Below are 13,563 nucleotides of genomic sequence, written 5' to 3'. Positions count from 1 at the left end.
ATTTACACTCCCTCATCTTCAAAACGGTTTATATCCTCATTGCGCCCGATCACTACAAGAACATCTCCGTAATTCAGTTCAACGTCAGCAATAGGTGACACAAGAATGTCATCTCCTCTTTTAATAGCCACAATATTACATCCGAAACGAGCACGAACATCTAAATCCGTTAAAGTTTTACTCACTATTTTATCAGTTACCCCAATCTCAACAATACTGTGTTCATGTGATAACTCGATAAAATCAATGATTTTTTCTGATGAGATAAGCTGTGCTACTCTTAGTGCCATATCCCGTTCCGGATGAATAATCCGGTCTGCTCCTAGTTTTTCCAGTACTTTGTGATGATAGTCATTTTGAGCTTTGACCCATACTTTATTAACGCCTGCTTCTTTTAATAGCAATGTCGTCAGGATACTTGATTGTATATCTTCACCGATCGATACAATGACATGGTTAAAGTTACGAATACCTAATGACTGCATGACTTTTTCATCTGTTGAGTTTGCTTGAACCGCTTGTGTTGCAATTGTTGCATACTCATTTACTTTTTCCATATCCTTATCAATGGCTAGTACATCATAACCCATTTCAGCAAACTCTCTTGTGATGCTGCCTCCGAAACGTCCTAATCCTATTACAGCAAACTGCTTTTTTTTCATAACTTCATTTTCTCCCCTTAAACTGCATTAACGTTTTGCTTTGTTGTTCTCTTGCCTGCTGGTTAAGAGGGTCACAAAGGATTAATAAAACAAAAAAAGACCGCACAAATAAGCGGGTCTGGTTATTTCACCTTTTTTGACCTCTCCAGTGACATGACGCTTACGGGGTTAGCTGTCGGATTAGGGATTGGAGTATCCCTTTTTGCACTCTTGCAAAATTCACCCCAAAAAATTGGTTCCCCCGTTTTACAGTCATCATCCTTTAAAAGACTTAACTGTAAATTCAGCGATCTAAAGCCTGCTAAATTTTGAATTACATATACTGTAATCCTCCATATATTAATTGTCAATCCATTTTTAAAGGTTCACAAATCGTTTACATTTTCCCTGAAATTTGGAGAGCTAAAACGACTAATCCAACTAGCCAAACATAGATAGCAAAGCCTTTTAATGTTCCGGTTTGCAGCAGTTTTATCATCCATTTTACTGCAATGTAGCCGAAAAGAGCTGATGCTACGGTACCGAGGGCCAGCACCTCAAATGAAACAACAGGAGCTGAACCTGTGAAAAGGTCTTTTGATTGAAGAACAACCCCTCCTGCAATCGAAGGAATCGATAATAAAAAGGAAAAATAAGCTGCTGCTTTTTTATCTATTTTACAAAATAGCGCTGCAGCAATCGTTAATCCAGACCTTGATACAGCAGGCAGTATAGCCGCACCCTGAAAAGTACCGATTATGATTGCGTCTCTTATCGAAATTTCATCCACACGTTTATAGCCATTTCTTTTAAACGAATCTGCCCACCAGAGAAGCAAGCCTGTTACTAAGAACTCCCAACCAACTGTAATGCCTGTCTTAGAAATCTCCTCAAAAAAATCCTTGAAAAGAAGTCCGATCGCAGCTGTTGGAATGGTTCCGGCTATGAGCAGAATCCCTGTACGGCCAAAGGGCTTTTTTAATACCTCTAATATTTCCTTTCCATAGACAGTCATCACAGCAAGAAGTGTTCCGATGTGCAGCATGCTGTCCAAAAATAATCCGGCTTCGTCTAAATCAAACAGCTTACGCCCTAATAAAAGGTGCCCTGTAGAACTAACAGGCAAAAACTCAGTCAGCCCTTGAACAATCCCTAAAATAATGGCCTGGAACCAATCCATAATAAAAAGCCCCCTCAAGAATTGATTGTCTCGTACAACCTTATTCTCAAAGGGACTCTTCTATACTTAGTTTTTTGATAAGCGGCGAATCTCGTCGTCATTTTCAATTTCTCGGTGCTCATCTAGATTTACTAAACTCCACTCCTCGAAATCTTCACTTCCTCGACCTTCTTGCTTCTGAAAAAACTGGTTTTTTGATAAGCGGCGAATCTCTTCGTCATTTTCAATTCCTCGGTGCTCATTTAGGTTTACTAAACTCCACTCCTCGAAATCTTCACTTCCTCGACCTTCTTGCTTCTGAAAAAACTGGTTTTTTGATGAGCGGCGAATCTCTTCGTCAGTGACGAGCAAAGCTTGCAAGATAACTACGAGTTGCACTGAGTCATCGTAAATGTATCAATTGCTCCTAAATTTTATTTAAAGGACTCCTGAAAAGAGCCTAGCAAAGGATTCTTTCGTTCTCTCGAAATGACCTCGTTTGTAAAATTCAACAGGCCGCAATTTTACTGAATCTTCCATGTCCCCTTCATACTGTTCCACTAAATCGTTTACAGAATTTGTGTTTAATAAAAAGACGTTCACTTCAAAGTTCAAATGAAAGCTTCTCATATCCATGTTCGCTGTTCCGATCGAAGCGGTATCTCCATCGATAATGATGACCTTTTGATGGAGGAATCCCTTTTGATAGGAATAGATTTCAATTCCAGCACGAAGCAGCTCTGGAAAATAAGATCGTGTTGCATATTGCGTTAAAAATCCATCATTGATTTCAGGAACCATCAGACGCACTTGAATTCCTTTTTGGGCAGCAATCCTTAAAGCTGTCCGTATGGCTATATTAGGTACAAAATACGGAGTAGCGATCCAAATCGATTTTTCCGCACTAGAAATCAATGAGTAATACAGGTCGCTCATGATGCCTAGCTGCGTATCTGGACCACTTGCCACTACATGTACAGTACCATCTCCTTCTGAAGGATAAGCCGTTGTTAAGTGAGGATCTTCAAGCAGGTCTTCACCGCACACATATTCCCAGTCCATAAGGAAAATGGCATGCAGAACTTGTACAGCCTCACCTTCCATAACCATATGTGTATCACGCCAAAAGCCAATATCGGGATTTTCCCCTAGATATTCAATCCCTACATTTAATCCGCCGACAAAGCCGACTTTCCCATCTATAACTACAATTTTTCTATGATTTCGGAAATTGAGCTTTTGATTAAAAAAGCCATAACGTACGGGAAGGAAAGCCTGAACTAACACTCCAGCTTTTTTCATCCGGTCTATATCATGCTGCTGAAGAGATAAACTGCCTACTCCATCGAATAAAAATCGTACTTTTACCCCTTCCTTTGCTTTTTGAATTAAGATGTCCATAATTTCTTTCCCGAGTCGGTCTGAGCGAAAAATATAAAACTGTATATGTATGTACTCTTTCGCTTCTAATAGCCTTCTTTTAATCTCCGGAAAGGTTTCATCGCCATTTTTAAGTATTTTTGTTGCCGTTTTTCTATTCAAACGAGTAAGCGTAATGTGGTTAGCGTGCTTAGCAAAATTGGTTTGATGCCTTTTCAGATCGGTATAATCCGGTTTTTCATCTTGTTTTGAAACACGTATCCATTCATCTCTATCATTTTTTCTTTTCGATTTAAATAAATACCCTTTTAAATAAAGCTGTCCGGAATACAAATAAAACATATAGCCGAAAAAAGGGAAAAAAATGAGAACATAAATCCATAATAGGGTATGCTGAGCCGTACGGTTTTCCAGTATTAATGAGTATATCGTGTAAATAATTACAGATGAATATAGGAGCACGAATACCATTTTTATAACGTATGGTGCTTGCGTAAAGAATACGACATATAGTGAAACAAGCAATAATAAGGTGAGGAAAAACTCCCAAATTCTTCTTTTCATGCAATAGCTCCTTCTTCCCAGTCTATCAATTACTTTGTTATTCCCTACTGCTTAAAAATAAAACAAACCCCTTTCTCTTTTTATACCATTTTTGCTTACTATTTGCAGAATATGATGCTTCATACAAAAAACACCTGAATTTCTCAGGTGTTTTCTAATAACTTACTCGGCTTTTACATTCTTTTTATTCCAATAATACTGAGCAACAGCATCTGCAACAGCATCCGCACTTCTATATAGTTCATCCATATTGTTATCCACACCGCCGAACTCGATCAATAAAGAGTGATCGGATAAATCCTGATTGTACACACCGTTTCCTTTTGTTTTGTTCTTCCCGATAACCCCCCGGCTTAGTCCAGGGAATTTTTTGCTGAGGATTTGGTCGATTTCTTTCGCCATCTCCTGGTTTTTCTCAAAATGAGGATTTGCAGTACCGATTACAAATAAGACACGGGCATAAGACTTCCCATCAATGGTAGCAGTCGTTGTTTTTCTGCGTGATGAATCTCTATGCAAATCAAAAATCAACTGTAAATTGTGGTTACTTGCCATCGCACTTTGTACAAGTGTTCTGGACATTGGATAACTTTTTCGGTAATCCGTATTATTTTTTCTTAAAAGTTCAGTCATATTTGTCATATCTACAGATGTTCCTATGCCATGTGCTTCAAGGTCCTCACCCAGTTTTTTACCGACCATCGTGATGTTAACTTTTGAGTGGATAGCATGGTCTGGGTTAGTTACACCTTTTAAGTGCGGCAGAAAGGATTCCCAGCTATGCGAGTGATAGATATAGGCTACTGTTTTCCCATCGGTCGTTTGGTTTGGCGGGTTGTCCGAATCAGAAGAATCCGGATCTTCAAGCCTCTCAATATCCTGTACTTCAGCATCTTCACCGCTTAAGAGCAGTTCCATCGGCGGCGGTGATTCGTAACCGATGTTTGTGTAATCTGTCCCTTTACCTGCAACAATGATTGTTGAATCGTAAAGAGCAAATCCTGGCAGTTCATTCCCTAGCAAACTTCGGATATCACCTGGTTTAATGCTTGTCGCTAGTTCTAGTAAAACGCTGGATAAAGCTGGAGGCTTACTTTCTTTTGGAAGCTCCTGAGTAAAATACCGGTTCTCCCAGCCTATGAAATAAACGAGAGCTTCGCCCGAAAAATCGGTCAGCCACTTATGCATCATTGAAGAGCTTAACCTGTACTTATGCTCAAAAGAGGTGATAAAACTCGTGGCTATAACAATAAATAGCATGGCTCCTGCAACTAAAATAGGTAGACGTTTCATATTAATCTGCGGGGTAAACATTCGTCCTCCTCCACTTCTTAAGTCGTTTCTATCACATCTTATGCAGCAGAAAAATTAAATAGAATCTATTCTATGAAAAAATAATAGAGATTGGGGTCTGACCCCGAACAATTTATTGCTTTTGCTATTTTCGAGATTTGCTTATGGGAGTTTACTCAATAGTTGTATATCAATAGCACTGTTATTGAATTTCAATCATTTTCGACATATCATTTTACGGATATTTCCCGAATTTTGAGATTCTGTATGGTTGATCCGTTTCACTCCTGAAAAACAAAAAAACTCAAAAGGCTCCTAATTGAGCCTTTTGAGTCTATTCCTAATTATATTTATTTATCTTCCCTGCTTTTTATTTTTAACTTGTCTTTGATGAAAGAACCAAATCTTCCGTTTGACTTCCATTTGCAAGTTTTTCGTATATATCTATAAATGTACCAAGTTCATCAGGTGACAGATGGGTTAGGTAGCTGCTGATAGAAGTAAGTCTCTCATTTTCAGCTTCTTTTAGAATTTGCTGTCCTTCTTCTGTAATTTCCAAGTACACAATCCTTCTGTCCAAATCACTTCTATAGCGACGCACAAAACCTCGTTTGTATAGCCGGTCTGCACCGACCGTAATTGCACTTGGTTTTACACCCATATATTCCGCTAATTTTGAAACCGTCCATTTATTTCTTACATACAGTGTTTTTAATAAAACAAATTGTGTTTTAGTCAGATCTCTCTCAATAGCAATCTCTGGATGCAGCCTCTTTGAAACAATATAATGTACACGTTCGAGTCTTTCCACATACGATTTCAAATCCTTATTCCCCATACTAAGAACCCCCAAGCCTAGTTGATTAGCGAATATAATACTACGATTATACATAAATTTTCACAACATTTGAACTATTTTTTACAAATAATGTGTAATTATGTTGACATTTTACATAAAATTACAGTATGATACGTTCAAATAAATCTGAACGTTTTAGGAGACCAAAACATGCAAGAAGTTTATTTCATACGTGAAGTCGAACAATTAAAAGTAATTAGTGACCCGCTGCGCATCAAAATTTTATGGGAGATTATGGACGAAGCAAAAACAGGCAAAATTTTAGCCGACATATTAGAAGCTCCAGCACCTAAAATTCACTACCACCTTAAAGAGCTAGAACGAGTTGGACTGATACATGTTGAAAGAACAGAGGAAAAAAACGGAATCGTTCAAAAATTTTACAGACCTATTGCACAATCCTTTTCTATCGAAGAAATTCTACCCGATCAAAGGACAGCAGTAAAAGATGAATTATCAGATGCACTCAAAGAAAATATCCTTGTTTCGCTAGACAAAACAAAGTCAATGATCCGGAAGCTTGATCCAGACGTTTTTATGTATTCAAACTCCCCGCTCAAATTCGGATATAGACACGTAAAATTATTCCCGGACCAAGTGAAATTGCTTCAAGAAAAAACAAAAGAAATTTCAGAACTCATTTCAGAATTTAAAAAATCGGAAAACGAAGAGGGAGATATGTATCACTACTTTATGCTTTCGTTTCCTCTAAAAGATACACCATACCCTGAAGAGGAGCTTGATTAATATGTCTGAGCCAGCCGCTGTAAAAGAGCAGCCAAAAATAATTTCCATTTTCAAAACACGATCTTTTTTATTTTATTGGGCCATCGTTCTTTGTTCGTCCTTTTCAATTGCGATCATTCAATTTTCACAAAGCTGGTATGTTGTAAAGACACTTGATAAAGAAGCTTCCTTAGGTATTGTCTATATTGCTGCCAATGTTCCGCGTATATTATTTATGGCAATTGGCGGTGTTCTCGCTGATCGCATTAGCCGGACAAAAATTTTATATGTTTCGAATACACTCAGAACCGTTTTGTTATGCAGTTTGCTTCTGCTGCTCGCCACGGATCATCTATCACTTCTGTCTTTCATTATCTTCGGTCTATTTTTTGGAGTACTAGATGCATTTGTATGGCCAGCAAATGGCTCATTAATCGCTGCAATTGTTGACAATGATCAATTAACAAGAGCGAACTCATAATCCAGACAACGCAGCAAAGCTCGATGATTCTTGGTCCTATGATTGGCGGCTTGCTTGTTGCCAGCAGCGGAGGCTATCTGTTCTCCTTTGGTGTTCCCGCTGTCATGCTGTTCATTTCAGCTATACTTGCCTTTCTTCTGAACACTCCGGCAACAGAAAGCACTGGCCAAAAAAAGCCAGGCATGTGGCAGTCGATCAAGGAAGGATTCGATATTGTAAAACAATCCTCTTTTTTGAAAGCGCTTTTTATTAGTACGGTCTTTTTAAATGTTTTTGTTACAGGTCCCTTAATGATGGGACTGCCGATCTTTGTAAAAAGCGTATTGAACGGAAGTGCTCTGGATTTTAGTTATGTGGAAGGGTCGATGGCAGTTGGCATGTTATTAAGTTCGATTATCATTGGTATTTTCAACACGAAAAAAAGACGCGGATTAATGGTGACCTTGTCGCTTCTTTCGATGAATCTCTTCTTTCTTTGGTTCAGCCAAAGTACATCTTTGCACGTTTGTATGATTGCGATCTTTTTTATCGGAATAACTTTCCCTGCAACCAATATCCCGATTATTTCCGCTGTACAATCAGCCGTTGACAAAAAAATGCTTGGACGGTTAATGGGACTATTAACGATGGCGAGTATGGGTCTTGCACCTCTTTCTCTCGCACCTACGTCTATGCTGATTTCTTATGGTCTTACAATCGACAAGATTATGGCCGGTGGGGCAATAAGCTTAATTGTTGTGAACTTGTTGATCATGTGGAAACTTCCAGCTTTAAGAAAAATGGAATAAATTTTTGGGGACTGACCCCTAACAATTTATTTCCTTCAACAAAACCGAGTAAATGCTCATGGGCATTACTCGGTTTTATATTTGAGATTTTATTCGTTTCCATTTCGCGCATCCTAAAAACTAGATTATTTCCCGTTTCTTTCCCAGCTTGCATTGGTATCCACAATGAAGATTAGTTCAGCTTGGAAACATCATTTAAAAAAGACTCAAGAGGCTGCAATCTTGCTCCCTTTTGAGTCTTTCACTTCAATATTCTTCTTCACTGAAACTGATTCACTATATTTCTAAAAATAATGATTTTCATTCATTACATGATTTAGACCGGTAGAATAAAAATTACATATTTGCCCATGGCACTTGTCCATACCAATTGAAGCAACATAACATATAGTAGGATTGTGAGAGATAATCTCTCCTGTTGGCATCAGCCAGCAGAGCAATTCCCTACCCCCCATTTCTTCATCATGCGTTCGGTTTTTTTTCCATAACCCTTCCGTAAAGGGTTATGGCTTTTTTATTTTCATAATAGAACGGTCATTAAACTGTACATACTTTTTTAAATGGTCTGGAAGTTCACCTTTTTGAAAAACGTACTGAATGTCATTCAATGGGATCTCCATTCGAGTTAATTCAGGGTATAATGGCAAAATTTCTTTCGGAGTATACGATGGCTGATAACTGTTAACAAGATCACTCGTTTCCTTTTCAACAGATAACCTGTATCCATGAATTTCTTGAATCTGCTGAACCATCATTAAATATTCTGCTTTTAAACGTTCAATTTGATCTATTTTTTTCTCCATGCTTTTTTGAGCAGCATCAAGTTCACGGTCTCGTGACTTATAGACCGTTTTTAAATATTCAGAGAGCCTGTCATCTCTGCTCTCTTTCAGCTGGTCCAGCTCTTCCATTGCCTCTCGTTCTTTTTCGAGAGCCTTTAAATATTTGTTTTTTACTTCTGTTAAGTTTTCCATTGTGACTCTAGAATTTCTTACCCCATACGCATTCAGAAGCTCTTCATATTCATTTGATGCCCATTCTTTTTGTTTATGTAATAAAGTCCATCTTTCAGTGACTCGTGCTAGATCATCATCATATTCTTTTTTCATTTGCTTAAAATGATTTAATTCAGGATACATCCTAATCCCCCTTTATATATAACCAATTATAGTTTTCGGGAAGGAAACACATTTAACGTCTCGAATGAAAAAAGAAGCACAACACACTGAAAAGAGGACACTTATGAAAATCATTGTAGTCAGACATTGCAAAGCAGAGGGACAAGGAAGGAATGCGGCTTTAACAGCCGAAGGGAAAAATCAAGCGATCCATTTAGTTTCATTTTTAGAAAAATATCAATTTGACGCTGTCTTTTCGAGTCCTTTTTTAAGAACGATTGAAACGATCAAACCATTTGCAGACGATAAAAATTACAACATCCAGCTGGATGAACGATTAACTGAAAGAATCTTATCAAACAAAGATGATCCAAATTGGATGACAAATTTAAAACGTACATATATAGAAGAACATTTAAAATTCCCTGGCGGCGAATCTACATTTGAAGCAAAAGAACGGATCCGGTCATTTTTAAATGATTTAGAATCACAATCATACCGCAATGTTTTAATCGTGACTCATGGAAACTTAATGAGTTTGATGATTAGCTTGTTTGAAACATCGTTTGGATTTAATGAGTGGAAGCTCTTATCCAATCCGGATGTTTATCTCATTGAGCCTTCAAAAAGCATCGTGTCCAAGTTGTGGGTGCCTTAAACTGGTAGTTGCTTCCAGACCCCCACCCCTCCTACTAAAGTCCCGAAACATGTACACGTAGGATAAATTATTAGGAGGGAAACACAATATGAAAAAAATAGTAATTGCATCAGTATTAGGCGCTTCCCTTTTCGGCGCAAACGCAGGAATTTCAGAGGCAGCATCATGCCCATTAAATAATAATCAAGCACAACCACAACAACAGCCACAGCTACAACAAGGTCAAATTGATCCGGCTCAACTTATTAAAAATTTACCGCCGGAATTACAGCAACAAATTCAAAAGGGACTAGCTCAGATGCCACAGCTACAGCAACAAGCTCCGGCACCTAAGCAGCAACAAGCTGCTCCAGCTCCGGCTCCAAAGCAGCAACAAGCGGCGCCTGCTCCAGCACCTAAGCAGCCAACTCAAGCAGCTCCTGCTCCAAAAACTGAGCAGCCGCAATCTCAAGCAAGTGCAGATCTTACAGCACAAGAGAAGCAAATGCTTGACAAAGTGAACCAAGAGCGTCAAAAAGCTGGTGTTCCAGCATTAACAGCTGACCCAGAATTAACAAAAATGGCTCGTGTAAAAGCGAAAGACATGATTGACAACAACTATTTCGATCACAATTCACCAAAATATGGTTCACCATTTGATATGATGAAGACATTTGGAATTGAGTACAATACAGCTGGCGAAAACCTTGCAGGCAACCAAACGGTAGACGCAGCTCACACAGCATTAATGAACTCTCAAGGTCACCGTGAAAACATCTTAAAATCTGATTACACTAAAGTTGGAATCGGTATTGTAGATGGCGGCCCTTATGGTAAAATGTTCGTTCAAGAATTTAAAGGGTAATACTATTACTAAGAAAGCTGACTCAGATGAGTCAGCTTTTTTGTTTCGGTAGTTTTTATTTTGTGAAACAACAGCACTGTATTCAAACCGTACTATTTTCTGTATGAATCGGTATAGTAATCATGAAATTTGTTCCTTTTCCTTTTTCGCTCTGTACATCTAGTCTGCCGTTGTGATGCTTAATGATATTGCTGCTAACCATCAGACCAAGACCGGTTCCGTCCTCTTTTGTTGTATAAAATGGTTTGCCAATATTCCTAAAAACCTCCTCATCCATACCGCAACCATTGTCGCGTATTTGAATCTGTATAGATTCTTTATTTTTTTTCTTCATCACTATTTTGACGCATCCACCGACGCCAGAGGCTTCAATACCATTTTTGACAAAATTGATAAACACCTGTTTTAATTGCATTGGATCACAATAAATCAACGGTAAATCCTCTTCATATTCTGTCAGTATCTCTATATTTCTCATGATTGCCTGCGTGTTTAACAATTGAACCGTATCCTGGATAATCTCTCCTACATTAGCCAGCTCAAAGTTTTGTGAATTGCTTTTGGACAGAACTAAAAATTCTTTTATAATATGCTCTATTCTGTCCACTTCAGATAAAATAATCGATAAATACTGATCATAATCACCTGTTTGATTTTGGATAAGCTGTACAAATCCTTTTAATGATGTGAGCGGATTCCTGATTTCATGGGCTACTCCCGCTGCTAGCTCGCCAACAACATTTAATGTTTCTGCCTTAAGGAGCTTTTGTTCCGTTATCTTCCTCTCTGTTATGTCTTTTAAAATAATGACATAAAAATTTTCCACAATTTCTTTTTCACAAGTGTATTCAATTTCTTTAAAAATACCGTCAGCTGTTTTAAAACGAAATTCACCAGAAACTTTCTGGCTATTCATCAAATGTTCGCGTTTTTTAGCCATGATTTTACCGTTCTTCATAAAAAAATCTGCTGCATTTTTATTAATCAGGTCATGTCTTTCCATCCGCAATAACTCACATGCTTTAGCATTTAATTCGGCAATTCTAAAATCATGATGACATAAAATTATCGCATCCATCACATGATTAAACAGTTGTTTAAACCTTTGCAAACTTTGAATTTCCCCATCCTTTTGCATTTCTTGCTTTGGAAGCATATATGAAGTTCCCACCACTTCGGCTACGATCTTATTTTTGTCCTTTACCGGATAAAGCACGGTTTTAATCATTTGGTTTGGCAGGTCTGTATCAACGAACTCCACCTTACCTACAAATGACTTTTCGATTTGAGGAATCCACTGTGACATCCACTCTTCAGAATAAAGCTGGTGAAGCTTGCCACCAGGTAAAGGGGTGGATATCCCCAGTTTATCGAACATAGATCCTGCGGAATATGTATAGGTATAATTTCCCTTCGAATCTTTTCGCAATCCAAAAAGATGGATAGGGCAGTTTGACAATGTATGGGTATGAAAATCTGCAATACGCCATAATTCTGCTTCTTCATATTGCTTGTTCATTAAGTAATCCCCTTTTATAAACAAATTCGGATACGTCTATAAAATTCTTATAAGCGTTTGTTTAAACCCATCTACACCAATTCGACAAATTCAAGTATTCCCCTATTGGTCAACTTTCCCATTTTTTCAATAAATTGATGTAGGTATTTTGAATTAGTTTCAACTGTATAAATATTCAAGTTTTTAATAATAGCCATTTAAAAAAACCTATGTATTTAAAATACAAAGGTTTTTCAAACATTTACAGCTACATATCTTTTATTTCTCTTTTCATGAAATCATAATCCATTGGACCTACATGCCGATTTGTTATGATTCCTTTCTCATCAATAAAATAACTGGTTGGAATAGAAACTGCACGAAACTGCTTATTGATCGTATTTTTTTCATCTAAAGGTATAGGGAATGTCATACCATAATCCCTCACAAAATCCTTTATTTTCTGTGGCTTTGTTTCCGTAAAAGCAAGATTTACAGCCAAAATTTCGACATTTTTTTCATGATTCTCTTTATAAAAACGCTGCATTTCAGGGATTTCACCCTTGCAAGGTGGACACCAAGTCGCCCAGAAATTCAAAATCACTTTTTTTCCTCTGTAGTCTTTTAGTGAAATCTGCTTTCCTTCTAACGTTTTCAGTGTAAAATCAGGTGCTTTGCTGCCTTGTTTTAATCCGCTATTTTTTTCGGGGGTTTCCGTATTTTCTGTTTGTTTCGTATCGATTTGTGCTGTATAGACAGCACCGCCAATTAGGAAAGCAAATATAAGAATGATGATAATCGGCTTAAACTTCATTGCAAAATTCCTCTTTTCCTATTCAATCTGTTACTAGTATAGAGGAAATGCGTTCTATTTCGCAAAATTTCATGAATTTACAAGCTCCGTATAAACAACTAGCCTTTTCTCATGTGTTCCAACATCTCTGTTAAAGTTCCCTGTACACGTAATCAAGTTAAGCTTTTTACGATAGCTAAAACCAAACACTTTATCCAGGGGTGCACTTTTTCGTGGATAGGCTTCTATACGTACGACTTCAAATGTTAATTGCTTATCATCCTCGTCAGTGATCATGATTCTATCGCCTTTTTTTAAATCCTCGAGTTTATAAAAAACCGCAGGACCTGTCTTGCTGTCTACATGTCCGGCCATAACGGCACTGCCTCTTTCTCCTGGCATAGAACCGTCCTTATACCAGCCAACTGCATTAAAATCTTCAGGCACACCCATCTGCCCATTTTTCAAAGTTCCTACTTGCTCGATCGGTGCTTTAACGTGTATAGCTGGGATTTCTATCGTCTTCGGTATGATTGAAGTATTATTATCTTTAATGATTTCTCCATCATATCTTTTAGCAGATGCTTTTGTACTTGAGTTTTTTATCGCTTCTTTACTTCTTTCAATTTGAGAAACGTCGTTATTCTCAGCCGCTTTTCCTGTATCTTTTGATGAACAGCCTGATAAGAGTACGAAAAACAAACAAAGGCAGACCAGCCACCATCTATTCAAGATCATCACATCCTTTTATTAAAAAAGAG

At 37.8% G+C, this 13,563-nt stretch carries 15 protein-coding genes and 1 riboswitch; of the genes, 5 read left to right on the top strand and 10 right to left on the bottom strand.

The window, feature by feature from the left end:
* Positions 1 to 2: 2 nt before the first annotated feature.
* The 6 genes from J2X07_RS01055 to J2X07_RS01030 form a co-directional block, all read right to left on the bottom strand.
* The gene (locus J2X07_RS01055; protein ID WP_310255705.1) at positions 3 to 662 is read right to left on the bottom strand and encodes a potassium channel family protein; all 660 of its coding nucleotides are present in this window, start codon (positions 660 to 662) and stop codon (positions 3 to 5) included.
* A gap of 141 nt (positions 663 to 803) precedes the next feature.
* Positions 804 to 961, bottom strand: a riboswitch (cyclic di-AMP (ydaO/yuaA leader).
* Between the two features lie 77 nt (positions 962 to 1,038).
* Positions 1,039 to 1,821, bottom strand: coding sequence for an undecaprenyl-diphosphate phosphatase (locus tag J2X07_RS01050; RefSeq protein ID WP_310255703.1), 783 nt, complete (start codon positions 1,819 to 1,821; stop codon positions 1,039 to 1,041).
* Between the two features lie 66 nt (positions 1,822 to 1,887).
* Positions 1,888 to 2,199: a hypothetical protein gene (locus J2X07_RS01045; protein ID WP_310255701.1), complete on the bottom strand. Its 312-nt coding sequence runs from the start codon at positions 2,197 to 2,199 to the stop codon at positions 1,888 to 1,890.
* A 39-nt stretch (positions 2,200 to 2,238) separates the two neighbouring features.
* Entirely contained in the window at positions 2,239 to 3,744 is a 1,506-nt protein-coding gene (cls, locus tag J2X07_RS01040; protein WP_310255699.1) for a cardiolipin synthase, read from the bottom strand.
* A 162-nt stretch (positions 3,745 to 3,906) separates the two neighbouring features.
* Positions 3,907 to 5,058: a stage II sporulation protein P gene (gene spoIIP / locus J2X07_RS01035; RefSeq protein ID WP_310255697.1), complete on the bottom strand. Its 1,152-nt coding sequence runs from the start codon at positions 5,056 to 5,058 to the stop codon at positions 3,907 to 3,909.
* Positions 5,059 to 5,413: 355 nt separating this feature from the next.
* Positions 5,414 to 5,875: a MarR family winged helix-turn-helix transcriptional regulator gene (locus tag J2X07_RS01030; protein WP_310255695.1), complete on the bottom strand. Its 462-nt coding sequence runs from the start codon at positions 5,873 to 5,875 to the stop codon at positions 5,414 to 5,416.
* 171 nt (positions 5,876 to 6,046) lie between these two features.
* Here J2X07_RS01030 and J2X07_RS01025 point away from each other — a divergent pair, with 171 nt between their 5' ends.
* The 3 genes from J2X07_RS01025 to J2X07_RS01020 are packed head-to-tail and all read left to right on the top strand — an operon-like array spanning position 6,047 to position 7,891.
* A complete protein-coding gene (locus J2X07_RS01025; protein WP_310255693.1) occupies positions 6,047 to 6,643 on the top strand; it encodes an ArsR/SmtB family transcription factor in 597 nt (198 codons plus the stop codon).
* A gap of 1 nt (position 6,644) precedes the next feature.
* Positions 6,645 to 7,103: an MFS transporter gene (locus J2X07_RS19935; protein ID WP_396193553.1), complete on the top strand. Its 459-nt coding sequence runs from the start codon at positions 6,645 to 6,647 to the stop codon at positions 7,101 to 7,103.
* Entirely contained in the window at positions 7,082 to 7,891 is an 810-nt protein-coding gene (locus J2X07_RS01020) for an MFS transporter (RefSeq protein WP_396193571.1), read from the top strand. Before J2X07_RS19935 ends, J2X07_RS01020 begins: the two co-directional genes overlap by 22 nt.
* A 503-nt stretch (positions 7,892 to 8,394) precedes the next feature.
* Here J2X07_RS01020 and J2X07_RS01015 read toward each other — a convergent pair.
* Positions 8,395 to 9,030: a hypothetical protein gene (locus J2X07_RS01015; RefSeq protein ID WP_310255691.1), complete on the bottom strand. Its 636-nt coding sequence runs from the start codon at positions 9,028 to 9,030 to the stop codon at positions 8,395 to 8,397.
* A gap of 103 nt (positions 9,031 to 9,133) precedes the next feature.
* Between J2X07_RS01015 and J2X07_RS01010 the strand changes: the two genes are divergently transcribed.
* Positions 9,134 to 9,667, top strand: coding sequence for a histidine phosphatase family protein (locus J2X07_RS01010; protein WP_310255689.1), 534 nt, complete (start codon positions 9,134 to 9,136; stop codon positions 9,665 to 9,667).
* A gap of 88 nt (positions 9,668 to 9,755) precedes the next feature.
* Complete coding sequence (locus tag J2X07_RS01005; RefSeq protein ID WP_310255686.1) at positions 9,756 to 10,511, top strand: CAP domain-containing protein; 756 nt, start codon at positions 9,756 to 9,758, stop codon at positions 10,509 to 10,511.
* Positions 10,512 to 10,593: 82 nt separating this feature from the next.
* Here J2X07_RS01005 and J2X07_RS01000 read toward each other — a convergent pair whose 3' ends face one another.
* The 3 genes from J2X07_RS01000 to J2X07_RS00990 form a co-directional block, all read right to left on the bottom strand.
* Positions 10,594 to 12,030 carry an ATP-binding protein gene (locus tag J2X07_RS01000; RefSeq protein WP_310255684.1) on the bottom strand — a complete coding sequence of 479 codons (1,437 nt, stop codon included), beginning with the start codon at positions 12,028 to 12,030 and terminating at the stop codon, positions 10,594 to 10,596.
* Positions 12,031 to 12,277: 247 nt separating this feature from the next.
* Complete coding sequence (locus J2X07_RS00995; protein ID WP_310255682.1) at positions 12,278 to 12,823, bottom strand: TlpA disulfide reductase family protein; 546 nt, start codon at positions 12,821 to 12,823, stop codon at positions 12,278 to 12,280.
* A gap of 69 nt (positions 12,824 to 12,892) precedes the next feature.
* Positions 12,893 to 13,534: a class F sortase gene (locus tag J2X07_RS00990; RefSeq protein ID WP_310255679.1), complete on the bottom strand. Its 642-nt coding sequence runs from the start codon at positions 13,532 to 13,534 to the stop codon at positions 12,893 to 12,895.
* Positions 13,535 to 13,563 lie beyond the last annotated feature (29 nt).

Origin of the sequence: Fictibacillus barbaricus (assembly GCF_031457135.1) — a bacterium.
Classification (GTDB): domain Bacteria; phylum Bacillota; class Bacilli; order Bacillales; family Fictibacillaceae; genus Fictibacillus; species Fictibacillus barbaricus_A.
This window is presented reverse-complemented; position numbering and strand designations above follow the sequence as displayed.

Bases quoted from the DNA above. Each gene is read 5' to 3' on its own strand.
- J2X07_RS01055 (WP_310255705.1), bottom strand. From the start codon at position 662: ATGAAAAAAAAGCAGTTTGCTGTAATAGGATTAGGACGTTTCGGAGGC.
- J2X07_RS01010 (WP_310255689.1), top strand. From the start codon at position 9,134: ATGAAAATCATTGTAGTCAGACATTGCAAAGCAGAGGGACAAGGAAGG.
- J2X07_RS01050 (WP_310255703.1), bottom strand. From the start codon at position 1,821: ATGGATTGGTTCCAGGCCATTATTTTAGGGATTGTTCAAGGGCTGACT.
- J2X07_RS01025 (WP_310255693.1), top strand. From the start codon at position 6,047: ATGCAAGAAGTTTATTTCATACGTGAAGTCGAACAATTAAAAGTAATT.
- J2X07_RS19935 (WP_396193553.1), top strand. From the start codon at position 6,645: ATGTCTGAGCCAGCCGCTGTAAAAGAGCAGCCAAAAATAATTTCCATT.
- cls (WP_310255699.1), bottom strand. From the start codon at position 3,744: ATGAAAAGAAGAATTTGGGAGTTTTTCCTCACCTTATTATTGCTTGTT.
- spoIIP (WP_310255697.1), bottom strand. From the start codon at position 5,058: ATGTTTACCCCGCAGATTAATATGAAACGTCTACCTATTTTAGTTGCA.
- J2X07_RS01015 (WP_310255691.1), bottom strand. From the start codon at position 9,030: ATGTATCCTGAATTAAATCATTTTAAGCAAATGAAAAAAGAATATGAT.
- J2X07_RS00995 (WP_310255682.1), bottom strand. From the start codon at position 12,823: ATGAAGTTTAAGCCGATTATCATCATTCTTATATTTGCTTTCCTAATT.
- J2X07_RS01030 (WP_310255695.1), bottom strand. From the start codon at position 5,875: ATGGGGAATAAGGATTTGAAATCGTATGTGGAAAGACTCGAACGTGTA.
- J2X07_RS01000 (WP_310255684.1), bottom strand. From the start codon at position 12,030: ATGAACAAGCAATATGAAGAAGCAGAATTATGGCGTATTGCAGATTTT.
- J2X07_RS01005 (WP_310255686.1), top strand. From the start codon at position 9,756: ATGAAAAAAATAGTAATTGCATCAGTATTAGGCGCTTCCCTTTTCGGC.